The organism is Pseudoalteromonas sp. QJM3NY_22, from assembly GCF_056173065.1.
Genome location: NZ_JBWBTZ010000002.1, coordinates 235,949 through 260,272 on the forward strand (window position 1 = coordinate 235,949; position 24,324 = coordinate 260,272).

24 protein-coding genes and 1 pseudogene are annotated in these 24,324 nt (G+C 38.8%); 6 read left to right on the forward strand and 19 right to left on the reverse strand.

Annotated features, from left to right (window positions below; genetic code table 11):
- Positions 1-50: 50 nt before the first annotated feature.
- Positions 51-1,169 (forward strand): ISAs1 family transposase, encoded by a 1,119-nt coding sequence (locus AC0VZ4_RS21395; RefSeq protein ID WP_007378406.1) that lies wholly within the window; start codon positions 51-53, stop codon positions 1,167-1,169.
- Positions 1,170-1,313: 144 nt separating this feature from the next.
- On the opposite strand, the gene AC0VZ4_RS21400 is transcribed toward AC0VZ4_RS21395, so the two are convergent.
- Entirely contained in the window at positions 1,314-2,411 is a 1,098-nt protein-coding gene (locus AC0VZ4_RS21400) for an ISAs1-like element ISPsesp1 family transposase (RefSeq protein WP_475439755.1), read from the reverse strand.
- Between the two features lie 76 nt (positions 2,412-2,487).
- Between AC0VZ4_RS21400 and AC0VZ4_RS21405 the strand changes: the two are divergent.
- Positions 2,488-2,601, forward strand: a pseudogene (locus AC0VZ4_RS21405) (LysR family transcriptional regulator); the annotation flags it as partial.
- Between the two features lie 32 nt (positions 2,602-2,633).
- Here the strand turns inward: AC0VZ4_RS21405 and AC0VZ4_RS21410 are convergent.
- Both AC0VZ4_RS21410 and AC0VZ4_RS21415 read right to left on the reverse strand, forming a co-directional pair.
- Positions 2,634-2,930, reverse strand: a complete 297-nt coding sequence (locus AC0VZ4_RS21410) for a hypothetical protein (protein ID WP_007378868.1) — start codon at positions 2,928-2,930, stop codon at positions 2,634-2,636.
- A gap of 183 nt (positions 2,931-3,113) precedes the next feature.
- Complete coding sequence (locus AC0VZ4_RS21415) at positions 3,114-3,383, reverse strand: hypothetical protein (RefSeq protein ID WP_007378869.1); 270 nt, start codon at positions 3,381-3,383, stop codon at positions 3,114-3,116.
- A gap of 239 nt (positions 3,384-3,622) precedes the next feature.
- On the opposite strand from AC0VZ4_RS21415, the gene AC0VZ4_RS21420 reads away from it, so the two are divergent.
- Entirely contained in the window at positions 3,623-3,889 is a 267-nt protein-coding gene (locus AC0VZ4_RS21420; protein WP_007378870.1) for a type B 50S ribosomal protein L31, read from the forward strand.
- Positions 3,889-4,023 (forward strand): type B 50S ribosomal protein L36, encoded by a 135-nt coding sequence (gene ykgO / locus AC0VZ4_RS21425; protein WP_007378871.1) that lies wholly within the window; start codon positions 3,889-3,891, stop codon positions 4,021-4,023. Before AC0VZ4_RS21420 ends, ykgO begins: the two co-directional genes overlap by 1 nt.
- A 63-nt stretch (positions 4,024-4,086) precedes the next feature.
- On the opposite strand, the gene AC0VZ4_RS21430 is transcribed toward ykgO, so the two are convergent.
- The 9 genes from AC0VZ4_RS21430 to AC0VZ4_RS21470 all read right to left on the reverse strand — a co-directional run bounded on the left by AC0VZ4_RS21430 (position 4,087) and on the right by AC0VZ4_RS21470 (position 14,359).
- Positions 4,087-4,473 carry an OsmC family protein gene (locus tag AC0VZ4_RS21430; protein WP_096794534.1) on the reverse strand — a complete coding sequence of 129 codons (387 nt, stop codon included), beginning with the start codon at positions 4,471-4,473 and terminating at the stop codon, positions 4,087-4,089.
- Between the two features lie 44 nt (positions 4,474-4,517).
- Positions 4,518-5,777, reverse strand: coding sequence for an IS4 family transposase (locus AC0VZ4_RS21435; protein WP_475439645.1), 1,260 nt, complete (start codon positions 5,775-5,777; stop codon positions 4,518-4,520).
- Between the two features lie 142 nt (positions 5,778-5,919).
- The gene (locus AC0VZ4_RS21440) at positions 5,920-6,309 is read right to left on the reverse strand and encodes a cytochrome b562 (RefSeq protein ID WP_475442070.1); all 390 of its coding nucleotides are present in this window, start codon (positions 6,307-6,309) and stop codon (positions 5,920-5,922) included.
- A gap of 135 nt (positions 6,310-6,444) precedes the next feature.
- Positions 6,445-8,223: a sugar phosphorylase gene (locus AC0VZ4_RS21445; protein WP_475442071.1), complete on the reverse strand. Its 1,779-nt coding sequence runs from the start codon at positions 8,221-8,223 to the stop codon at positions 6,445-6,447.
- Between the two features lie 39 nt (positions 8,224-8,262).
- Positions 8,263-9,495 carry a glycosyltransferase family protein gene (locus AC0VZ4_RS21450; RefSeq protein WP_008137237.1) on the reverse strand — a complete coding sequence of 411 codons (1,233 nt, stop codon included), beginning with the start codon at positions 9,493-9,495 and terminating at the stop codon, positions 8,263-8,265.
- Positions 9,488-11,233 carry an HAD-IIB family hydrolase gene (locus AC0VZ4_RS21455; RefSeq protein WP_475442072.1) on the reverse strand — a complete coding sequence of 582 codons (1,746 nt, stop codon included), beginning with the start codon at positions 11,231-11,233 and terminating at the stop codon, positions 9,488-9,490. The genes AC0VZ4_RS21450 and AC0VZ4_RS21455 overlap by 8 nt, the downstream gene beginning before the upstream one ends.
- A gap of 145 nt (positions 11,234-11,378) precedes the next feature.
- Positions 11,379-12,617 (reverse strand): uracil-xanthine permease family protein, encoded by a 1,239-nt coding sequence (locus tag AC0VZ4_RS21460; protein WP_475442073.1) that lies wholly within the window; start codon positions 12,615-12,617, stop codon positions 11,379-11,381.
- 9 nt (positions 12,618-12,626) lie between these two features.
- Positions 12,627-13,256, reverse strand: a complete 630-nt coding sequence (gene upp / locus AC0VZ4_RS21465) for a uracil phosphoribosyltransferase (protein ID WP_475442074.1) — start codon at positions 13,254-13,256, stop codon at positions 12,627-12,629.
- A 146-nt stretch (positions 13,257-13,402) separates the two neighbouring features.
- The gene (locus tag AC0VZ4_RS21470) at positions 13,403-14,359 is read right to left on the reverse strand and encodes a phosphotransferase (protein WP_475442075.1); all 957 of its coding nucleotides are present in this window, start codon (positions 14,357-14,359) and stop codon (positions 13,403-13,405) included.
- A 213-nt stretch (positions 14,360-14,572) separates the two neighbouring features.
- On the opposite strand from AC0VZ4_RS21470, the gene AC0VZ4_RS21475 reads away from it, so the two are divergent.
- Positions 14,573-14,914, forward strand: a complete 342-nt coding sequence (locus AC0VZ4_RS21475) for a hypothetical protein (protein ID WP_475442076.1) — start codon at positions 14,573-14,575, stop codon at positions 14,912-14,914.
- A 3-nt stretch (positions 14,915-14,917) separates the two neighbouring features.
- The gene (locus tag AC0VZ4_RS21480) at positions 14,918-15,313 is read left to right on the forward strand and encodes a hypothetical protein (RefSeq protein WP_008137244.1); all 396 of its coding nucleotides are present in this window, start codon (positions 14,918-14,920) and stop codon (positions 15,311-15,313) included.
- 164 nt (positions 15,314-15,477) lie between these two features.
- On the opposite strand, the gene AC0VZ4_RS21485 is transcribed toward AC0VZ4_RS21480, so the two are convergent.
- The 7 genes from AC0VZ4_RS21485 to ltrA form a co-directional block, all read right to left on the reverse strand.
- The gene (locus tag AC0VZ4_RS21485) at positions 15,478-16,575 is read right to left on the reverse strand and encodes an ISAs1-like element ISPsesp1 family transposase (protein WP_475439755.1); all 1,098 of its coding nucleotides are present in this window, start codon (positions 16,573-16,575) and stop codon (positions 15,478-15,480) included.
- Positions 16,576-16,770: 195 nt separating this feature from the next.
- Positions 16,771-17,745, reverse strand: coding sequence for a transposase (locus AC0VZ4_RS21490; RefSeq protein ID WP_475442077.1), 975 nt, complete (start codon positions 17,743-17,745; stop codon positions 16,771-16,773).
- A 426-nt stretch (positions 17,746-18,171) separates the two neighbouring features.
- Complete coding sequence (locus AC0VZ4_RS21495; protein ID WP_033031807.1) at positions 18,172-19,206, reverse strand: IS110 family RNA-guided transposase; 1,035 nt, start codon at positions 19,204-19,206, stop codon at positions 18,172-18,174.
- Between the two features lie 276 nt (positions 19,207-19,482).
- A complete protein-coding gene (locus tag AC0VZ4_RS21500; protein WP_168157905.1) occupies positions 19,483-19,845 on the reverse strand; it encodes a DUF3658 domain-containing protein in 363 nt (120 codons plus the stop codon).
- Between the two features lie 98 nt (positions 19,846-19,943).
- The gene (locus AC0VZ4_RS21505) at positions 19,944-20,348 is read right to left on the reverse strand and encodes a hypothetical protein (protein ID WP_475442078.1); all 405 of its coding nucleotides are present in this window, start codon (positions 20,346-20,348) and stop codon (positions 19,944-19,946) included.
- A gap of 220 nt (positions 20,349-20,568) precedes the next feature.
- A complete protein-coding gene (locus AC0VZ4_RS21510; protein ID WP_475439616.1) occupies positions 20,569-22,107 on the reverse strand; it encodes a transposase in 1,539 nt (512 codons plus the stop codon).
- 236 nt (positions 22,108-22,343) lie between these two features.
- The gene (gene ltrA, locus AC0VZ4_RS21515; protein WP_475439617.1) at positions 22,344-23,633 is read right to left on the reverse strand and encodes a group II intron reverse transcriptase/maturase; all 1,290 of its coding nucleotides are present in this window, start codon (positions 23,631-23,633) and stop codon (positions 22,344-22,346) included.
- Positions 23,634-24,324: the final 691 nt, after the last annotated feature.

A 24,324-nucleotide genomic window follows, 5' to 3' on the forward strand; every position in this document is an offset into this window, starting at 1 on the left:
ACCTTGACTTAAAAGTATGATCTTATACTCCTTTTTTAAGGAGCATCCCCATGTCTAACATTCAGCTATTTAAATATTTCGAATCAATCGACGACCCTCGCCAACAAGGTAAAGTTGTTCATAAACTATTTGATATCATATTCTTAGCTGTTAGCGCTGTTGTTTCAGGCTGTCAGGGCTGGGAAGAGATTGAAGATTTTGGTCATGATAGACTAGATTGGCTCAGAAAATATGTTCTTCTTGAACAAGGGATCCCTCGCCATGACACAATTGCTCGTGTAATGAGCCGTATTGACATGACGCAATTCCAAGATTCCTTTTCTTCTTGGATGAAAGCCTGCTCCAAATTAACTCAAGGCGGTGTAGTTGCTATTGACGGTAAACGATTGAAAGGTTCATTTAATCAGTCAGATAGACGCGATGCGCTTTATATGATCAGTGCATTTGCATGCGAAAATGGTGTTGTTTTGGCACAATGCCCTGTTGATAAAAAGTCGAATGAAATAAAAGCGTTGCCAGAGCTGCTTGAATTATTAGAGATAAAAGGCTGCTTAGTAACGATTGACGCTATGGGGTGTCAAAAATCAATTGCAAAAAAAATAGTAGGTAAAGAAGCCGATTACTTACTTGCGGTAAAAGCAAACCATAAAAGGCTACTGTCACAAATAGAAGATGTGTTATTACCTGAGGTAGCACGACAAGCATCTGATGGGCTCTTGTTTAACGAAGCCGATTATCAAAAAAATAGAGAAGAATTTAGGTGCTGTGCAGTGAGCCATAACGTGAGCGGTTTATCAGAAACGATACACTGGGAAGGTGTAAAAACAGTGGGTGTTATTGTTTCTTATAGAAAAGAAAAAGGTAAATTAAGCAATGAGTTATGCTATAGATACTATATTAGTTCAGCGAATTTAACAGCGGAAGAACTCGCGAGAGGAGCACGACAACATTGGCAAATAGAAAATGGATTACATTGGCGTTTAGATGTAGGATTTAAAGAAGATGAGTGTCGAATTAGGCGCGAAGGTGCAGCACCTGTATTTGCGGGGCTGAGACACATCGCATTTAATCAGCTAAAAGCAGAAAAAAGCTTTAGTAAAGGCATGCCCGCAAAACAGAAAAAAGCTATGCGCAGTACAGCCTACCTTGAAAAGGTACTGAACGCATAGACTTTTTTCATGCTCTTGCCCTGGGCAAGGCATTGCTTTACTTTCGGATTTTATGATTGGAAATGACATAAATGAAAAGCGACTTATTGAATTACTACCCAATGCGGTTATGAGGCAGGGCGCGAGCATACTTTGTTAAAAATGTTAACCAAAAAGAAGTTCTTCTCTAAAAGCATCATCATAACAAGCTCTTACACACTTACTTCTTATTGACCCCTTGCTTTTCGTATGCTGCTTTATCATGTTCCTAACGACGCGTCTAAATAGTGCCATATGTTGCGCACTTAATGGCTCATGTATTTGACAGGCATCTTCTTTAAATACGACATCCAGTATCCAGTGTTGCTGATTTTCTATCAGCCAATGTTGTCTTATTGCTTTACTTATCAATATGTTGTCTGTCAACGATGTTAGGTAGTAATGTGTATCAATACTCGTTCTATTACCCTTCGTTCGCTCTCGCTGCACCGCAACGATTGTCCTAACTGATGGCCAGCTCTCTTTAATTTCACTCGGTAATAAACGCGCATCAAGACAATCTATCGTGCGTACTTCTTTTCGCCCATGCCCTTCATCTTGTGTTACATGACTAAGTATCTCTGAGTTTTCAGATTCATACTGGTGTGTAAATGCATCTTGAATCGCGCTATAAAGTTTCTTTTGATTACCCTTTGCTTGCACTAGATAATCTGCATGTCTACTAATTAGCTGTTTTAGCGTTTCTTTTTGGCAGTGCAAAGCATCAAGTGTAATGACGGTGTTATTGATATCGAGTATTTTCAATAAATCCCGAACTGCCGGTATTTCATTCGTCTTACTGCCAACTGTTTGGTGGAATAATGTGAGACCTGCTTCACAATCAAATGCTGAGACGAGGTGTAATTTATCAGCAATGTGTTTACTTGCTCCGCGAATAGTTTTGCCATCGAAGGCAATGACAGGATGCGCTGACTTAACGCGGTTTTGATTGACCCAGCTATACATCGCGAGTAGTAATGAGTCAGTATCAACGGTTCTAAAAATCCGAGCAATACTATGTCGAGTGGGTATGCCATTTTTGAAAGAACGAAATCCTCTTAACCAATTAAGCTTACTTTCGCCATAGACTTCAATATCTTGCCAGTTTTCACACCCTGATGTAACGGCAGTAATAATAAGAAAAAGCACATCAACTAAGTTATGGTGCTGATTTATATGTGAACGATTATCTTTGACGAGTTCTAAATGTGAGAAGAGTGACATAATAAGTTTAAGGTGATGAAATTTATGGTATTAGATCATAAAATTTGTTTATTTACAAAGTGTGATCCCGCCCTGGGTTATGAGGCCAAATAATCGTGAAATTATACAAGCGGTTTATTATAAAAACAGCGCAGTTTCGTCTCGTATTGTCGCTTTTTTAGATTTTATAAAACCAAAACTAACTTTGTGATCTTTTAAAATAGAAATAATAAAGGTAATAAATTAATCATCGAGTGTTATTTGATAACCAACATAAATAACCATGGCTCTCATCCTCATCTCTCTCCATGATATAAACTGCGTTTGCCTAGTTATGTACGCTTCCCAATCGTTACTAGGAAATAAATTAAATTGTTTTTCATCCGTTATTTCAAAACCGCCTCCGGCCAATAAACTATCAAAATCATTATATTTTGTATGTGAGCTAATAAAGTCAGGTGTCATTAGTTTATTAAGCGGTATTTGATTATCTTTCACTATTGTTTTTATATTATTTACTAACTTATTAATGTCTGCCACTGTTGACTCCTGTTAACTGACTAATTTTAACAAACATTTATTAAAAAATTGAAATTATTAAACTAATTTAGCTCGGTATAACCAAACTTTAATCAGAGAGTAAATTTATATTAGTCTAATAACGCTTTAATCATAAAGTTAAATTATTCGTATTTAGAGTAAAACTAAGCATCTAAAACAATATTAGTTTTGATGCTCATATTGACCTCGATAAATTTCAAAAACTTTTAATACCGTATGCTGTTCTTTAGATAAATTATCAAACCAATCGTCAAACAATTCATCATTGTCTTGCTCACTGAGTGCCATATATTGTGCCAATAACTCAACAATGTCGTTGTGGTTACAACTTAAAGGATTAAGTTGATGTGCTAAGGCACTATGGTCACGCTCTCTTAGGGTATCCATCACCCCTTGATCTATTTTTTCTTGTTGTTGTACTGCGTCGCTCATACATTACCTCTGTGATCAACTGTAAATGCGGTTTTAACGTTTTTATTAGCTTAAATATAGTTATAACAGCCTAAACGCTAATAGCCAGCATTTTTAATCTAAGTGCTTATTTTTTGATTTATTTGCACAAATAGCCATCAAACTGGTGCTTTTCACTGCTTTTAAAACTATTTGCAAAGCACAAAAAAATGCGTTAAATTAAATGATATATTATCACATATCATTTACTGAGGCGCATTATGAAACCAAATATTCACCCTGACTACCAAGTAGTTGCTTTTCACGACACCGCTGCCGACTCTTATTTTATTATCGGTTCAACAATTAAAACCAACCGCACTGTTGAGGTAGACGGTAAAACTTATCCGTATGTGCCTATTGATGTGTCGAGTGATTCACACCCTTTCTATACAGGTAAGCAAAAAACCGTAACCACAGATGGTCGTGTTGCACAGTTTAATCGTCGATTTAAAGGTGTTTCAACGAGTAAAAAAGAGGAAAAATAATGAAGGTACTTAGCTCACTCAAAAGTGCAAAACAGCGCGCTGGTTGTCAGATAGTTAAACGCAAAGGCCGTGTATTTGTTATCTGTAAAAGCAACCCTCGCTTTAAAGCCGTTCAAGGGATGAAAAAGAAGTAATCTCAGCGGGGTATTAATGCATAATTAGGTAGCTTATTTAAGCTACCTAATTTTAGGACGTTACTATTTTACAATGACTGAAAATTCAGGCACGGCCTGAATTACTTTTTTAACAGTACACGTATTAACAGCAGCTATAAGGGCTTTTTTATATTTTTCAGGAAAACCCTCTGGTAGGTTAATTTCAATAGCAAATAACTTTTTACCATTGTCATCAACGTTTTCATTGTTTTGTGTTAGCGTCATTCCTTGTGTAGAAATATCACGTTGTTCACAAAACTTTCGTGCGTAAAACCCTGCGCATAGCACCATGCTCACTAAAAAATAGTCAAAAGGTTCAGGGTGTTCGGCACTCCCACCCGCAGCAATACTTTGATCGCTTATCACTTCTAAATCGCCAAATTTTGCACTTTGCTTTTGGCCTTCTAACATTGAAACTGAAATTTCCATTGTTATTCCTTATATAACCTAAATGTCGGTTCATAGCTTAGTTCTTAAGGAACACAGACCGTGTGACTTCCTATCTTAAAACGGCAAATATCATTGTTTTTCTCAATGCTTTGCCGCTTACAATTTACCGCTAGTAGCTCAAATACACGATGTATCTTATGGCTGCACCGTGTTTGTTCTATGCAATCCAGAATATCATCCAACCAAAGATAACTGCACTTACTCGCTCTAAATGTCGAGATCGCACACTTAAACATACCCGCTGCACTATGGCAGATAAAACGCTTGATAAGTGTTTGCAGTATACTCAGCCAAACCAATGATTCGGCAATATGAGGATCTCGTGTGATGAACCCTTTAAGGTTATTCCATGACTTTAGTTCTTTGAAAAACAACTCAATTTGCCAACGAGTTGCATATATATCGAGTAGCTCGTCAAAGCTAAACTGTGCCTCTTTTAAATTAGTAACAAGGAAAACGGGGCGCTTTTCATTCGGTAAATAGATAAGCCTGTACTCGGGCCCATTTTTCTTCCAACGTACTGTTAATTCAAGTGGTTGGCTTGCGAATTTATCGAGTAACGTTTTGAGTTTAATGTTCTTTTCTTTAAGTTCTATACCCGCGCAATAGGCTGATGTAACGATTGGGTTAATGTTTTTATTTGCTCTGATCAAAAAATATCCGCCATCTTGAGCTACTTGCTCAAAGTAATCTAAGTCAAAATACCCAGCATCAGCAAGTAATAACGTATCTTCAAGTGTGTGGCTACCTGGTAAAAAGGCGCGCTCAGTTTCAACATCAGGACGGATATCTATTTCGCAGGGTTGTTCATTAAATAGGTCATAGGTAACGTGCAACTCAATTGCGGCAGGACTTACAGCAGTAAAACGACCAGCAAAAACCTGCGCTAATTCATCATGTAGAGCAAATGAAGAACCATCTTGCAATAACACTCGCTGTATTCCTCGCTGGGTAAAAAAGGTTTTATCCAGCGTGTTTACAGTCAATTTAGACATCGCTTGAATAACGAGCTCACGGACAAGCTCAGTCAAGGCTGGTTTTCGAATTTGATTATGAAAGGGTTTATAACTTATCGTGCAATCAGCCTGCGTTCGCAAGTTTTGATGGATATCTGACAAGTTAGCGTCTTGCAGGCAAGATAAGCTTTTAAATACGGCTTTGAGCAGAGAAACGATCGACAGGCAACGGTGTCGAACTTGAAATCCAGAGGTTTTTGCAAGCTCAATGAGGTGTTTTTCTGAGATAAGGGCTTTTAATTGGTTTGAAACTTGGTTAATCTGCATGTGAACTCTGTTTTTAGTCATGTTTTTATTGGCGTAACTATTTGATCATTAACAGAGTTCAACTTCAAGTTTTCTTAAGATCCAACCTATGAATGTCGGTTAAAATATTTACTAATACATAATTTTTTAGTTTGAGCCTAGATTACGAACCAAACAATAATTCAAAAAAGCCTGGTGGCTCATGTAGTTTGTGATATTTTTTACGTAAATCATCTATATTTTTTAATAATGCTTTCGCCTCTGCGAGCCCTTGTTCATTAGCCGCATTTTTAGCAAGCTCAGCCTGAGTAATTACTTTATCAAGGCCTTGTAATGACTGTTCGGGCTCTTTATAAAATTTGGCTGTTTTACTTACTTTTACCAGCTTAATAAACTTATCGATTGCGATATTAAATTCTTTTAGATCAGTTGCTTGTACTGCTTGTTTATAAGCAAGCCCTGTGTTTTTCATGTTTATTTCGAGATCAACAGGCTGATCAGCAAATGCTAATGAGCTAAATAACAATGTGAAAAATATATAAAAAGACTTCATGAACAACCTTAGTAAGTTAAAAACATACAGATTGTATCAAGGATAGAAAAGAAAGTAACTCGGGTAGTGAAATGGCTTAAAACTAACTGTAAAGCCCCTTTACAGTTAGTTTTATATTTAAATCATTAAAAATATTTACTGCAGGTTGCTCAACCACACGCTTTGATATGGCTCGAGTTCAATATTTAACTGCCCTTCTTCTATTGTGTTTACTGCAACTAAATCGAACCATTGCTGCGTATTAATTAGGTTTAAATCGGCTAGTATTAAGGTTTGTGCTTTATCGCTTATATTATAAACACAAAATATACTTTGCTTTCGATCGATGCTTTGTCGCCAAAAACCAAATAATCCCCCCGCTAAATGCAGCGTAAACTGCGTGGCATTAGGATGAAACGCACTTTGCTTTTTACGTACACCCAATAACGCTTTAATACCGTTAAATACTTTATGATGATGGCTGTATTTTTCACCAATCGCTGCTAACAATTTTGACTCTTGCCAACGATGACGACTAATGGCTCTGTTGTGTTGAGAGTTTTCAAAACGCTCGTAATCGTTTGTTGTGCCAAGTAAACTATGGATATAAAGCCCTGGTATTCCCTCAAGTGCAAACATAATTGCGTGTGCACACATAAACCGTTCAAGGCCAAATTTGTCTGGGCCGTTATGTGTTCCTTGTAGCGCATCGAATAATGCAATGTTTAGCTCATATGGGGTATGTGTGCCGTCATTACTGGTACGCATTGAAACACGCCCACCAAATTGCATCGTTGTGCTTACGAGTGAAGCCACTTCGCTAGGTTCTAATAAACCCTCAATTGGCCTAAGCCCAATTCCGTCATGCGATGCTATAAAGTTAAAGTAGGCTGTGCCGTTTTGCGCCGGCGGCATACTCATCATCCAGTGTTTAAGTGCTGTGCTATCACCACTTAACAAAGTGTGTAGCAATAATGGTGGCAGTGCAAAGTTGTAAATCGCATGCGCTTCATTGGCGTTACCAAAATACGATAGGTTTTCTTGATTTGGGATATTGGTTTCGGTAATTATGACCACACTTGGCTCTACATGCTCAATAAGCGTGCGCATTAGCCTTACGGCTTCATGTGTTTGTGGTAAGTTAATACAATTTGTATTTAGTTGCTTCCATAAAAAAGCAACTGCATCGAGTCTAAATAAGCGCACACCGTTGTCTAAATAATGCCGAATTATGCCCACAAACTCTTTAAGTACATCAGGATTGCCAAAATCAAAATCAACCTGATCGTGACTAAACGTGCACCATACGTGTTTTTCGCCGCTTGGCGTTGTTACGGTATTCAATAACGATGAGGTACGCGGGCGTACAACTTGGCTTAAATCATCAGTTAAGCTTGCCGTTTTAAAGTAATCTTTACCTGGGTGTAAATCGTTTAAAAAATTCTCAAACCATACGCTTCTGCTTGAGCAATGGTTAATAACTAAATCTGCCATTAACTTTACGTCTTTAGCAATATTTTGAATATCTCCCCAATCACCCAGGGACTCGTTCACTTGCACGTAGTTCATTACCGCAAAGCCTTCGTCTGAGCTGTACGGGTAAAATGGTAATATATGCAGCGCATTAAGTTGCATATCGCATTGATCTTTTATAAATCGGTGTAGTGTTTTGAGCGGAGCTTCCATTGGGCTCGATACCGCAAAATCACTATTATCATGCTTAATAATTGAATCACCATAAGCTATCAATACTATATCTTGTTCATCCCACCTGTTTGTATGCGGTGTCGGGTCGCGCAGTGGACTGCTGCCTAAAATAATTTTAATCAATTGCTGAGCAAGCTCAGCAATTGATAAGGGCAGTTCAACATCCTCATAAATTATTCGAAGATGTTGCTCTACCCGCTGTAAAAATAGTTCGTTAACTGTGCTCACATGCGCCCCTTTTATTTTTTAGTTACTTAACCTGAACATTTATTTTTTAGGTTGGCTATATTCTTTGTTATCTAACTCCACTGCTTCTTTTAAGCGCTCAAATACATCTGGCATTGCTGACACAACACGGTTCCAACTTGGTACAAATGGCGCTTCCATTGGGTTATCTAAAAATTGTTGCCCTGCATTCATAATATTTTGTGCAAACATTTCTACTGCTTTTTCTTCTTGATGCACATCAAGCGTTAAGCCATTCATTATTGCATCGTTATGGTAGGTTTCTATAAAATCTAAACCAATACGGTAATACGTTGCTTTGAGTGAGCGAATAGTTTCACTGGTAAAAGTAACGCCTTGTGTTGCTAGCTTTCTAAATAAAGCTTTGGTTATATCAATCGACATCTTAGATAACCCAGCACTTTGATCATCAAGTGATAGTGCTTGGTGTTTGTGATCGTAGTTATCGGCTATATCTACTTGGCACAAACGATTATGTGAATAATTACGATACATTTCACTTAGTACGCCAATTTCTAATCCCCAATCACTTGGGATGCGAATGTCGTTTAATACATCACGTCTGAACGAAAACTCACCTGCTAATGGGTATCTAAATGAGTCCATGTATTCCAAATAGTCGCGGTTACCTAATATAGTTTTGAATGAACGCAGTAGTGGCGTTACTAATAAGCGTGATACACGGCCGTTAATTTTTCCGTTTGCTGTACGCGGGTAAAAGCCTTTACAAAATTCATAGTTAAAACGCGGATGCGCAACGGGGTAAATTAAGCGAGCAAGTAGGCTTCTGTCGTAGGTTAAAATATCGCAATCATGCAGTGCGATAGATTCTACTTCTGCTGTTGCTAGCTTATAACCCATGCAGTACCAAACATTTCGGCCTTTTCCAAGCTCTCTTGGCGCTACGCCTAGCTCTTGTAATTCTTTATCAAGAGCTTGTAAGCGCGGGCCGTCGTTCCAAAGTACTTTGTGGTTTTGATTTAACTCTTTAAAAAAACCAAGTGCGTGGCGATACTGTGCTTCGTCAGCTCTATCTAGGCCAATAGTAATTTGCGATAAATACGGTACTTCACGCAACTCGCTAACTATATTTTGCAGCGCAGGGCCTTCTAACTCGCTAAATAACGATGGTAATATAAGCCCCATTGGACGCTGCTTACTAAACCCGATTAATTCTTTTTCTAGCTCTTCAATTGGTCGGTCAGCTATATTGTGTAATGTAGTAATTACGCCATTTTGATAAAAATCAGCCATGAGATGTTTGCTCCTCAGTAATACTTAAAATACTGTTAATACAAGGTAGTGATGTTATTTCTTCAATCCAACCTAATGGTGCTGGCGATTGTGAATAGCGTGCCTTGTTATGTGACAATTTAACCGGTTTTTTGCTCGCCGGATTTGCAATAATAATGGCAATATTGGCTTGCTCTAACATTTGCTTATCGTTATCGCTATCGCCCAATGCTATGACTGTGAGAGGCTTTCTAAAGTGATGGGTAAACTGCTTAACTAACCACTGCTGTGCTGCGCTTTTATCTGTATTTTTGGCAATGTGAATAAAGCGCCCTCCTACTTTTATGTCGTAACCAAGCGCTTTAACATCTTCGACAAAGGTATTTAGTAAGTCATCATTGCCATACCAATAAAGTGGATCTGAGTAGTCTCGCGTTTGCGCACGCCTTGCTTGTACGTCACTCAACCCTGTTAACTCAGAGATTTGTTCACCGGTTAAGTTACTAAATAATTTGTAATGCGCTTTGTATTTAGAATCGAGCGACTCTAAATCACTTAATAAACGCGACAAAGGCTTGGCTAATGCAAAACACCAATAAGCGCCAACTTTTTTACAACCAATCGGTTTAAGTTCAAAGTAGTGTTCAGGTATATAAACTGCAGCGCCATTTTCAACAATAAAAGGCTGTTGGATGTTTAATTCGTTTTTAATTTCAACCACTTCGCAAAATGTTTTACTGGTATTAAACACCACTGGGATATGTGCGTTTTGTAACTGTTGCAATAACACACTCACATTACTGGTGTTGTAATCGCTATGATCGAGTAAAGTGCCATCTAAATCGGTAAAAATAATTGGCTGAAGGGTGTCATCGCTAATTAAATGCATCCCACTTATATCGCGATTACCATCAAGCTCAATCAGTGCGTTTGCTTTACTGCTCAAAGTATTTAAATTTTCGCGTGTAATACGCTCAAAATGAGAAATAAACCACACTAACTGCGCATTAGTCATCGTGCCTGATCCTGCACCTTCTTTAGCAATTAGTTTTTGCTCTTGCTCTTGTCTCCATGTAAATACATCACTAAAGCTTGGCGCTTTAAGCATTACGGTGTAATCAATTTTATTAAAAATTGCTTTATACTCATTGGCTAAACAACTGTTTATACAACGACGCCACACGCCCTCCTTATCATGAAGCTGCTCCAACTCATTAAGCGGTTCACTCAATGAAAATAATGGCTGCGGCTCACTGCCTACACACCATCCTTCTAAAATAACAATATCGACAGGCGTTGAATTAGCTAACCATTCATTTTGAGAAACGCAATCATCAATGTGTTTATTAAAGCGTGGTAATGGCACATTTATATAACCTGCTAATAGCTGCGAAATAGTGCTATTCATCAACTCCGTGTCATGAGTACCTGGTACTCCACGAGTTGCAAATAGTGGATGAACATCCTCAGCAAGTTGTTTACGCGCTTGCTTAGCTAAATAAAAATCGTCAATAGATAATGCGACACTGTTAAGGGATGTGTTTTTAGAAAACCACGTAACTAAAAAATCAGCGAGTGTTGTTTTCCCTGATCCTTGGCATCCATTTATGGCAACAAAAATAGGAGTATTTGTTTTTTTAGATTCGAGGATGTCATGCGCGAGTGGAACAAAGTATTGCTCACTCAAATATTGATACTTTAAAGGCAGTTGGTGCTTTACTAAAAACGGGGTTATATCCACAATATTGGCCTCTGACATAGTAACTCCTTGCATACAATACGTTCTGAAGGAGTAAATGCAGATACTAGACCAATATTTTTTTTGTATATTTTTTAATAGGTTAAAAAAATAGCGCATTTAAAATGCGCTATTATGGTGCAAACTAATTAGTTAATGTTCAAAATTAAGCCTCTACAGGCTCTGCTTTAGGTAATATTAAGTTAAGTACGATACCTAAGATGGCGCATAAACTTACGCCCTCCAAACTAAATTGGCTACCACCAACATGCATTCCTCCAATACCGCACACTAAAATAAGGGCAACAATGCTTAAGTTGCGCGGCGCAGTTAAATCATCTCCCGACTTAACCAGTGTATTTAGGCCAACAACGGCAATAGAACCAAAAAGTAGAATCATAATACCGCCCATTACAGGTACCGGTATTGTTTGCAGCCCAGCCCCCATTTTAGCGATAAACGCTAAAGCAATAGCAATAATGGCCGTCCACATCATTACTTTTGGATTAAAGTTTTTGGTAAGCATTACTGCCCCCGTTACTTCTGAGTAAGTAGTGTTAGGCGGGCCACCAAATAATGACGCGGCTGATGTAGCTAAGCCGTCACCAAACAAAGTACGGTGCAAGCCAGGCTTTTTCAAAAAGTCTTTGTTGGTTACTTGTCTAATCGCCATCATATCGCCAATGTGTTCAATGGCTGGCGCAATAGCCACTGGCACCATAAACAAAATAGCTTGCCATTTAAATTCTGGCCATGTGAAGTTAGGCACAGCGAACCATTGTGCATTACTTACTGCGTCAAATTGCACAACACCTAAAATAAGCGATAAGCCATAACCCGCTACAACCCCTGCCAGAATAGGAATAAGTTTAAATACGCCCCTTCCCCATACTGCAAAAACAAGCGTTACTAATAACGAAAACATCGAAATAAAAATAGCATTATTGTAATCAATAATTTGAAGACTGCCGTCGCCACTTTTACCCATCGCCATATTTACAGCAACAGGTGCAAGGGCTAAACCAATAACCATAATTACGGGGCCTACAACCACAGGTGGTAAAATTTTATGAAGCGTTGCTACGCCTTTAAATTTTACTAATAAGCTCAACAGCATATATGCAAAACCTGCCGCCATTAAGCCCCCCATTGTCGCGGGCACACCCCACATTTGCACGGCAGCAATAATAGGTGCAATAAAAGCAAATGAAGAGGCTAAAAATATAGGCACTTGACCTTTAGTCACTATCTGAAACAGCAAAGTACCAAACCCTGCTGTAAACAATGCCACACTCGGATCGAGCCCTGTTAATAGCGGCACAAGCACCAATGCACCAAATGCTACAAACAACATTTGTGCACCCGTTAAAATAGTTTTTATAGAAAATGTGGCGTTATTTTGCACTGAACACCCCTAAACTGTACCGAATATTTTGTCACCCGCATCGCCTAAACCAGGGATAATATAGCCCTTTTCGTTTAAGTGGCTGTCTACTGATGCAGTAAATATTTCTACGTCTGGGTGAGCCTCAAGTGTTTTTGCAACGCCCTCCGGTGCTGCTACAAGTATAATAACTTTAATTTCTTTACAGCCTGCTTTTTTAAGCATGTCGATAGTGGCAATCATTGAGCCACCGGTTGCAAGCATTGGGTCAATTACTAGGCTCAAACGCTCGTCAATATTACCTACTAACTTTTCAAAATAAGGGATTGGCTCTAGCGTTTCTTCGTTACGTTGAAGGCCTACAACACTAACCTTAGCGGCTGGTAGTAATTGCATTACACCGTCCATCATACCAAGGCCTGCACGTAAAATAGGCACTACAGTAATTTTTTTACCTTTAATGTGCTGCACATTTAATTTATTGCCGTCCCAACTGGTAATTTCGTTATCTTCAAGTGGAAGGTTTTTAGTAGCTTCGTAGGTTAATAATGTGCCTACTTCAGAGCACAGTTCACGAAAGCTTTTAGTGCTAATGCCATATGCGCGCATTAAACCAAGTTTATGTTGAACAAGAGGATGAGTAATAACGTGAATAGCCATGATAAAAACCTACTGAGACAATAATTAGCGGTATTTTATATTAAAAAAGGTCATTTGACCTGTAATTTTAAAGGGATTTTCATATGCTGTGCAAAAATCTATTGCTTTGCTTGATATTTATGCAAGTGGCTAACACAGTCTGTTTATTAAATATTAGCTGCTAACCAGTTATTTACTTGCTTAAGCATATAGCTATTTATTTTTTGATGTTCAGGACTCCAGCCAACTAAAAACCGATAAAAGTCAGCCCATGCCGCAGGCCATAAAACGAGCCAATCGTCAGCTATTTTACCTGCTGGTGCTGTAGGGTGATAAATATTAATAGCAGCCTTTAAATTATCAAAATAGTACACAAGGTAATCCTCAGCCCATTCGTGTAATTGTGCATCACTTAAGCAACTGGTCATAAAATACATTACATCAATTATCCCACTACCTGCACCTATATACTGAAAATCATAACCGAGTATTTTACCGCACTTATTCACTGCAAAGTTAGCAAGCTTTGCATCGCCATGGTTCAGCGTTTTGTACTCACAACTTTGTAGTTCCTCATCTATTTTATGTGCAAAATTTTTAATATCGGACTTTTCATTCGCGCTTGTTTTTAATTTATTAAACTCATCTGGCCGCGTACTTAAATGCCAATAATTGCCTTGCCGCCACAAGCCGTCAACAGGTTTGTTTAGGTTAAATGCATGAAAGTGCGCAAGCCACTTTAATATAGCTTTTATATGTTCGCTTTTCGCTTGAGTAAACCCATGCTTAGTAAAGTCTTTAAACACCAGCGCGTATTCATCATCTTTATTAATTGCGCTTATACATTCAATACTTTGCGCATGTACTGGTAAATGCTGGCTATAAAGCTTATAAAAAGTGTATTCAACGCTATAGGAATGCTGCTTTCTTTTAAGTGCAAATTCGCTTTGTTTAATTTTTGGATGGTTTATATAGCTAGGTATTTTAATCGCTTTAATAACACATGCCTCATCATCAAGCTGGCACTGCACAATACTGCCACAGCCACTCCAAAGGGATGTTAACGTATCGCCAATTTCAATGTGCTTAAAATGAGGTTGTAATAAAGGAATGTAAAATGCCATGGTAAAAATAACTACTCGACTGTTTTTCTTAGTTTAACGCAGGCCCTTACCTTAAATATAGCCCTAGGAATATAATGACTCCCATCTTAATTATATAAATGAATAAACATCTCAAGAAAAATATTAACTAGGAACAACAGGTATAAAAATATAGACACTAATATCAGTATGAACTACAATGAAAAAATATTAATGATAAGGATATCTTGGTGTATGAAAGAATTAATTCAAAAAACTTCTTCTATGAATAAAGCTTTAATTTTTGGACGTTTGAGCAAAGTAGGTTCCGGTGTACATTTTCTCTATAAAGTTTTTTTTCAAGATCAGAAAGAAGCAAACGAGCTATATAAAGCAATTCTACCCTCTCTCAAAAGGACAATAACTGTTCAAGGTTATACTTCAGAAGAAAGTCAAGCTCTTATTGAAATCCTGATTAAATCAGCTCCTTTCGGTGCAAAAAGAAGAAACTTCAAAAGAAAGTATTTTAGTAACTCTATTGATTGGAAAAAATTGCCTGAAAACCCAGAAAAAATTCCTTATGGATACTGGTATTAAATCATGAAAGATAGACTTTTGTGGAAGCTGATTTTTGTTTTATCTCTTTTATTAACAATATACAGCATTAATAACAATCTCAAAATGCCTGTAATTGAAGGGAATGAAAAATCTAACCTCATAATGTGTGGGTTGTTTCTTTTCGATTTTTTTATCCTTCTAGGTAGTTTTGGTTATGCATTTAAAATAAAAATTTTGAATTCTATAATATGGAAAATAACGGCTATTGCTTATCCATTACTAATAATTTTGGAGACTGTTTTTGATTTTTATGCTGGTGGTTATTCAGTTTATGAAATGATAACTTATTCATTATTTGTACTTTTCCTTACTTGTATATTAGTTGCGCCCGTTATTATGTACATTGATGACTTCGAAGAAACTATTCCTAAAGATTAACATCTGTACCTATAGAGTTAAACTAGACAGCTATAGAGTTAAACTAGACAGCCACTATAATTAAACAAACAAAACGTTGCCATTAAATTTAATTTGTTGGTTAAGAATTTATCTTTTACTACTCGGTTACTTACACAGGGCGCGAGCATACTTTGTTAAAAATGTTAACCAAAAAGAAGTTCTTCTCTAAAAGCATCATCATAACAAGCTCTTACACACTTACTTCTTATTGACCCCTTGCTTTTCGTATGCTGCTTTATCATGTTCCTAACGACGCGTCTAAATAGTGCCATATGTTGCGCACTTAATGGCTCATGTATTTGACAGGCATCTTCTTTAAATACGACATCCAGTATCCAGTGTTGCTGATTTTCTATCAGCCAATGTTGTCTTATTGCTTTACTTATCAATATATTGTCTGTCAACGATGTTAGGTAGTAATGTGTGTCAATACTCGTTCTATTACCCTTCGTTCGCTCTCGCTGCACCGCAACGATTGTTCTAACTGATGGCCAGCTCTCTTTAATTTCACTCGGTAATAAACGCGCATCAAGACAATCTATCGTGCGTACTTCTTTTCGCCCATGCCCTTCATCTTGTGTTACATGACTAAGTATCTCTGAGTTTTCAGATTCATACTGGTGTGTAAATGCATCTTGAATCGCGCTATAAAGTTTCTTTTGATTACCCTTTGCTTGCACTAGATAATCTGCATGTCTGCTAATTAGCTGTTTTAGCGTTTCTTTTTGGCAGTGCAAAGCATCAAGTGTAATGACGGTGTTATTGATATCGAGTATTTTCAATAAATCCCGAACTGCCGGTATTTCATTCGTCTTACTGCCAACTGTTTGGTGGAATAATGTGAGACCTGCTTCACAATCAAATGCTGAGACGAGATGTAATTTATCAGCAATGTGTTTACTTGCTCCGCGAATAGTTTTGCCATCGAAGGCAATGACAGGATGCGCTGACTTAACGCGGTTTTGATTGACCCAGCTATACATCGCGAGTAGTAATGAGTCAGTATCAACGGTTCTAAAAATCCGAGCAATACTATGTCGAGTGGGTATGCCATTTTTGAAAGAACGAAATCCTCTTAACCAATTAAGCTTACTTTCGCCATAGACTTCAATGTCTTGCCAGTTTTCACACCCTGATGTAACGGCAGTAATAATAAGAAAAAGCACATCAACTAAGTTATGGTGCTGATTTATATGTGAACGATTATCTTTGACGAGTTCTAAATGTGAGAAGAGTGACATAATAAGTTTAAGGTGATGAAATTTATGGTATTAGATCATAAAATTTGTTTATTTACAAAGTGTGATCCCGCCCTGGTTACTTACATTTCATCCATAAAAAAATTAGCACGCTGAAACCTAAATTCGGCCCATGAAAATAACTGCATGGTGCAGTTGTGATTTATTACTGAATAGTTTTACTGAGTAGTTTAAGTTTTATGCCAATAGCTTTTCGCAGTTACTGATATTCGCTCGCCGCTTTCGCTTTAAGTTTTCACAATAACTTTCTTGTGAGGCTGGCCTGCCTACTGCGCCATGAAATACGCGCGTAAATTGGGTTGTAAGCTTTAACCAGTTTTCGGGGGAAATATTAACTCTTTCGAGTAAGGGTAAGTGTGTACTTTTAATATAACCGCGTTTATCCTCTCGTATACAACGCCCTGTTAATTCAACAAGTTCAAGGTACGATTTAAGCTCAAACGGGAGTCCTTTTGGCATTATCTGACGTGGCATTCCTGCAAAGCGCAGTAGTTGTTTTGGTTGTTTGCCTTCTTTTGCGTATGTTAGTCGTTGTTTAACGCTGGTGTGGTCTGATTCCTCAGGCGTTTTAGCCATTTTAGCTCTAATTGGGTTTAAATCGACATACGCCATACAAGCGGCAAGTGCTGCTTCATCTAGTAATGCTTGTGATGTAAATCTGCCTTCCCAGAACCGTCCTGTGCAGTTATCTTCTTTATTTGCTCTGCGCGCAATGTTTTCATTTAACAATCGCATAAACCAGCTGATACTGGATAGGCGCTCGCGGTAGTCGTTTACTGTTTGATTGAAAAAGATAAGTTCGGCTTTACTTAGCTTTTCACCTTGTACATATTTTTGCGTAAGTACAGTGCCTTTACAGAGCTTATGCCAGCGAATGATAATCGCTTTATCGTTTAATCGATTCGCTTTTTTATCATCAACATACAGTACTAAGTGGGTGTGATTACTCATAACAGCGTAAGCACATACATCAATACAAAATACCTTCGCTAATTCAAGCAGCTTATCTTCAACCCACCCTCGTCGATGCTCGTAAGATTGACCAGTAAAACGGTCTTCGCCACATAAAAATGCACGGCGCACGCAACGCGAAATACAGTGGTAGTATTTTGTATCAACCAAACTTACTTGTCGTTTTCTTGCAATTGCCATAAGACATATATGGACGCTCCCTTGAAGTCAAGACGAGCTAATGTATAAACATCAAAATTGATGCCTTTATTCTATTATCACGTATCTCATATCACAGTAATGATGCGTCACAAGCTTGCTGAAAAGCAAAGGTACTGACATATATTCGAGCTATGGTGTCATGGTTATCATGCGCCATGCTCCTAATGAGCTTCGTACCAAGGGACCTAAAAAATATTCACCCAAGCGAGATTAAATCTCGTGTCTTTATCTGGTTAACCTTGGTTAGCGTGCGCTTTTTATTTCATTATAAGTGAAGTACATACAGGATAAGTGTATGTTACGACTTAAGTGCCCAAACACCCACTCAGGTTTTAAAACCTATGTCATAACCAGGCTGTCTTAAGTCGTAAACTCGGGTGTGATTGGCGTGTAAAATACGCATAATTAAGCATCCTTCTGTGTATTTTGCACAAACTGAGGTGAGTAGAGAGTTTGCTTGGTCAGCAATATCCACATCAGTCGAGCCAATCTGTGTGCGGTGGCGACCACCACACAATTAAAGTGTTTTTTCTCGCGTAATTGATTTATCCACTGGCTTAGCGCATCTGTTTTATGGTGGCTTCTGGCGATAAGGGCGCGAGCACCGTGAATAAGTTGTTTTCGTAGGTAACTGTTGCCGCGCTTAGTAATACCAGACATTTTACTTTTATCGCCTGACGCATATTGTTTAGGTGTTAATCCTAGCCACACCCCGAGTTCTTTTGCGCTCTTAAATGCCTGACCGTTCCCGATTGATGCTGCATAAGCAGAGGCATTGAGTACACCCACGCCAGGAATGGAGTGAAGTATTTTAGCGTTTGTATCCCGTTCAACGTGTGCAGTAAGCATCGCTTCAATAGCTTTAATGCGTTTAACAAGGGTTTTGTACTCAGTGTAAATATCACTCACCATAATGCGCAGCTGAGGGCGAAGCTCAGAATCACTTTCTAACGCAATTATCCCTTGCTGAAACGCCTTAATACCGACAGGAAATACATACCCAAAATCGACCAATAAACCGCGTAATTGGTTGGTTGCAGCAATCCTGTTTTGCAGAAGTCGCTCACGTATCTTATGGAGCATGAGTATTTCTTGCTGAGCTTCGGTTTTAATAGGAACGAATTTAATATTAGGGCGTAAGCTTGCTTCATAGATAGCAAGGGCATCGTTACTATCATTTTTATTGCCGCGAACAAAGGGGGTAACGTGTTGTGCAGGAATAAGGTCAACGGTATGACCGTAAGACGTAAATACTCTCCCCCAGTAGTGGGAAGAATAACAGGCTTCCATCACCACGCGACACGGTGGGGCATTTGCCATGAAGGCGTTGAGTTTAGGTCTGTTTAAGCGTTTATTGCATTCTCTTTTGTGATGATGATTAAAGCCAGCGACTTGGAATACATTTTTTGCCAAATCAATTGATAATGTGCTAATTTTCATGATGGACGTTCCCTTTAACTGAGTGTGAGTTAACCAGTTTGGCGCATTGACGCCGTTTAGGGGAGCGTCCATCTCATCACCCAGCTTGTTTTTTGTACTAATTAAAGGCTAGCCTTTAATTTTGAAAAGTGCAAAATTTAGGATAGGTGTCTAGTTTATTTTGTATGCTTATTAGCATAACATTTCTTTCTTAATGGGTGGCCAAAATCACTGTACCACTACATGATGGGTGGTGTGGGGGCTGGAGGTTAGAGACCTCCGGCTACCCGATTAGTTTTACTTTCGCTTTACTTCACTAAAACGCATAGCTTTGATATTACCTTGTGATTCAAGCTTACTAGTGTTTATCAAGTGATGAACCCTAAGTAATAACTTAACATCATTTAGATCTTTAAATTGATCGCGCAATTTTAAAGATTTGGCAATAACCATAGCTATTTTTTGCCACCTTTCACTCGTATGAGAATAAAGAGTATTATCAATTAACTCTAATTCATATTGGCTAAGCTGATTAAAGTAATTTAAGTCACTTTCTGTAAATTCGATTTCAACAGGTACTTCCATAGTTTTCTCATCTCGACTGTCACAACCTAAAAGAAAATACATTGTGATTAATATTGCTAAACTTGATTTCATCATCGTAAAACTAACGCTTTTGTTGTGGGGCGGTGATACGTAGTGAGGAACGAGCGAAGTTTGACCGTCCCAGCCCCGCAGGGGCGTTCACCAACTGATTGTTAACTGCCACTTTCGATACGCTCGATAACTTCAACGGATGCACCTTTAGGGCAATAAACACTAAGTGTTTCAGAATGGGCATTTTTTGTTCCCCATTCTCGAGCTACATGCCAATTTGGCAATTCATCTATTTCTTCATTTGATGGACTAACAGCGAAAGACCAATGGCCACTATAGAATGCATGGATAAAGATACCTTGCTCTTGATCTGGCGCTGAAATTTCTAGCGTTGCAACATAGCCACCATCTTTAAGTTTAGGATGACTTGTAACATTGAATTCGTTGTTTTCAGCGTCAATTCCATTGCAGCAAATCATACGATCGCTTGCTCCCCAGAATGAAGCCTTATTGCCTTGGGGTTTTTCTTCTGATTTTGAAGATAATTCCTTTTTCTTGAAGAACACTCAAGACTCCTTAAAGCAGTTAACGAGCCTGTAGATTAACTCGTTTTTAAATTTATTTTTATTGATAAATAGACCATAGCTGAGTTCCAATTTTGATTCAATTGATTACTGTATTTTTCATAGAATATAAAAGCTGGTTTGGTATTGTTTTAACTGGCGTTTTGGAAGGAGTTACGGGTGTTTCAGTGGCTTTATTTTGGCTTAAAAGGGGTTGCCTCTCTTAATGCATCGTGTTTTTCAGCTTTTCTATATTATGAACAAGGCAATACAGTTGCCATTGGGCGTTCACTTTCGTTTGACCCCGTAAGGTCAATTTATTCATCCCTTTATTCACTGTAATGTTTCCGAACACTGGCTCAATACAGCCTAATCGCTTACTGTATTGTCGTCGCCCTATGGGGCTATCTATTTTTACTTTCATTTTGTCTACATAGCTCAGCTTTTTGCGTGATTCATTATTTATAAACTGAACTTGTCGTCCCCTGTCTATCGGTGGTTTTCGCATGCATTGCTGTTGTAGCGGGCACGCTTTACAGTCTTTTAAGTAACCGCAGAATCGCGTGTATTGCTGATTGTGACTTTTTACATTTATACCACTTCGCCACATATCATTACCTGCTGGGCAGCGGCATGTTTGGGTTGCTTCATCATAATGAAAATCATCTGAGGTAAATAAGCGTGGCTTGCCTTTGCTGCGTTTTAGCCGGCGCTTTTCTTGCTCCGTTTCGTATGTTTCGCTGTCTTTAAACAGCGGATTTCGTTTTCTAAACTGATTATCCGCAATGTAGGTATCGAACCCACTTTTCGCCATATATTCAAGGTTCACTTCGCTGTTAAACCCGCTGTCTGCGGTGAATTTAATGGTGTGTTTATCTGCCATTTTTTCTGTATTGAGTTTAGCGAGTTGCTGTTTTAATTGCTTAACAGCTGGCTGTAGAGTTTGTTGTTCGCCCACCGACCCCCACGCTTGTGCTTGCAGGATGATTTGATGTTTGTCATCGTTTATCGCTATGCCGTTATAGCCTTGAATTGTCCCTTTTGACGTGGTCATTTTCGCGCTATCAGGGTCAGTGATATTACTTTTAACAGGCTTGCCTTTACTGCCTATTTTTTCTTTGTGAGTGGCTAAGAACTCGGTAATTTTATCTGCACTTTTATCCAGCTTTTCTTTTTGTTTTAAGTCCTGAGTTATCAACTCTTCGCCCAGACCATCTTCTGATTGGTGGCGTTCAATAATACGTTTACTTGCGCGTTCTAGTTTTGCTTTTTTGCGGCCTAACTCATCGAATGTGCCACTCCACTCTTTACTCGCATTGGACTTTAATTTACATCCATCAATGGCAAACATGTTGCGGCCTATCAAGTCTTCCTCATCACATATCATCAGCACTTGCGTAAAAAGTGGCTCAATCTGTTCATGCATTTTAGCCACAAAACCCGCTATAGATGTGTAATGTGGCTGGATATCACCCGACACACTCATAAATAAAATGTTCGTCTCACACGCTTTAGCAATTCGGCGACTACTAATTAAACCATGTGCATAGCCCAGTAAAATAATCTTTAACATTACCGAAGGCGGATACGCAGCAGCGCCCGTTTTGTCGTTGTTATACCACGCGTCAAATCCCGATAAATCGAGTTTATTTTCGACGATATAACAAAGGGCATATTCAAATGTGCCAGGCAGAATCTGCTCAGCGAAATTGATAGGAATGAATTTATTTTGACAGGATAAGTCAGGCTTATAGTTAGCCATAACAGTTTACCATGGGTGAATAATATCTATTAGATCACAGCGAATAGATGGATTCAAGGTTAAAAAGCAACCAACCAAGAATAGTTGTGTATGTTCCTAAAAAGAGTAATTCTACAGCCTATCGTGGTAGAGCGACCTATTGCTAGGCCGACCCCACACAGATCCGGACGTGCGGAACTACCGCATCCGGCTCTTCAGTTATATATTCACTCGTGTAAAAAAAAAAACACACGACCCTAGTACCAATCAACAAGGATATTTCGCTTGCTGACTTTGATACTCTCAATGTTAAAATACCCTATCATCTTCTTGAAATTACTCCAGTTATAACTTTGTCGACCACTGCGTCTGTTCAACCATTTATATAAACTATGTAGCACATAGTCATATATTGTGGATAAGCTTCGGCTGTTGTCTGGTAAACCAAAGTAATTTCTAAATCCTAACAGTTTTCGTCTCAATTGAGGTAGCCAGCTTTTCAATTTTAATGAATACCTTGCTTTGATCCATCGATAATATTCACTCAGCGTCGCCTTTTGCTTCTTCGCAGCCGTTCGTCGCCTAAGTCGTGGCTTACCATTTGAATCTGTGCCCCAATAGAACTCAAACCCTAGAAATACAAAGTGACGTTTTCGACCAACATGAAATCTACTAAATCGCATTAGCGAGGTTTTGTCTTGCGCAACGTCTAAATTAAATTTCTTTAATCGCTTGGGTAACACTTTATAAAAGCGCTCTGCGTCATTTGCAAATTGAAATGCGCAAACAAAATCGTCTGCATAGCGGATCATCATTGCACTTCCACGCATCCTCGGCTTTACTTTCTTTTCAAACCAGAGATCTAAAGCATAATGCAGATATATATTAGCCAACACTGGGCTGATAATTCCACCTTGAGGGCTTCCACTTGATGGTTTAGTGAATACGCCATCGGGTGATTTTATCCGCGCTTTTAACCACTGGTTGATTAAATTAAGCATTGCCTTATCATCAATGCGTAACGCTAACATTTTCATCAGCCATTCATGCTCAAGGTTGTCGAAGAAGCCTTTAATGTCAGCTTCAACGATATAACCATATCCTTTAAATTGAAGATTCATTGTTAGGCTATGTACTGCTTGATGTGCACTTTTATTCGGCCTATACCCATAGCTATTGCGCATAAAGTCTTGCTCCCAGATACTTTGCAGGATCTGACTAACACTTTGTTGCACAAGTTTGTCATCAACTGTTGGAAGCCCTAGCGGTCGTTCTTTACCATTGGATTTTGGGATGTAGATGCGTTTAATATCATTAACTCGATAACTTTTCTGTTTGAGTTGCTGACTTAAACGTTCGATATTTTCAATTAACGTCAACTTGTATTTTGGCATCGTAATGCCATCAATACCCGGACTGGCTAATTTATTGAGTTGACCCCAGCTTTCATACAGGCTTGCGGCATCTAGCAATCCATATAGATTCTGAAACCTGTGCTTAGGGTGAGTATGTGCTTTAAATGCAAGGGTATTAAGTGTTGTTGTCATAATATTTCCAGCCCTACTTTGTCCGGTCTATGTGTTGACTTAGTACCCGATATAACTGTCAGCTCCTTCGCCATGTACAGGGCTTTCCCCTGCCCAGACTACTATGGGCTGATCTGACTTCCAAAAGGTCATCGTTAGCTTTGCTTTTCGTTAAGCTTTCCTACCACCATCCTTGTGGAACACCTTTGGATCTCTCAAGTTCTCAAACCATCTCTTTATACATGCCACGGCTTTGAAACTCCGCTGACTCGCCACAACCTTACTAACACGGCTGTTTTGCATGGACTTCGGTGGCGTTGCAAACCTCGTCAGTCAGATCTAATATTTATCGGAGCGATATCAGCACTTCAGGATCACGATAACCCCTATGGCCTACATAATTCTCTGTGTACGCTTCGCCAATCTTGTTCGTGTGATGCTATCCTCATAACTGAAAAGCAATTGCTAATCCCACACTCCGCCAAAGGCGCAACACTCGATACAGGAGGTTAGTTAGACCTTGCCCGACAGGGACTTGCACCCTGCAAGATGGATCAAGCTTAGCTTGACGCACCAACGCCCCAATAAGAGGCTAAAATTGTTGGCCAAAATAGCGAGGCACGAGCAACGGCCAGCTGTTTTTAGTCCTGCTTAATTGGCTTGTGTACGCCCGACATGGGCATTGACTTATGAGGTGAAAGTCCTCTGTAGG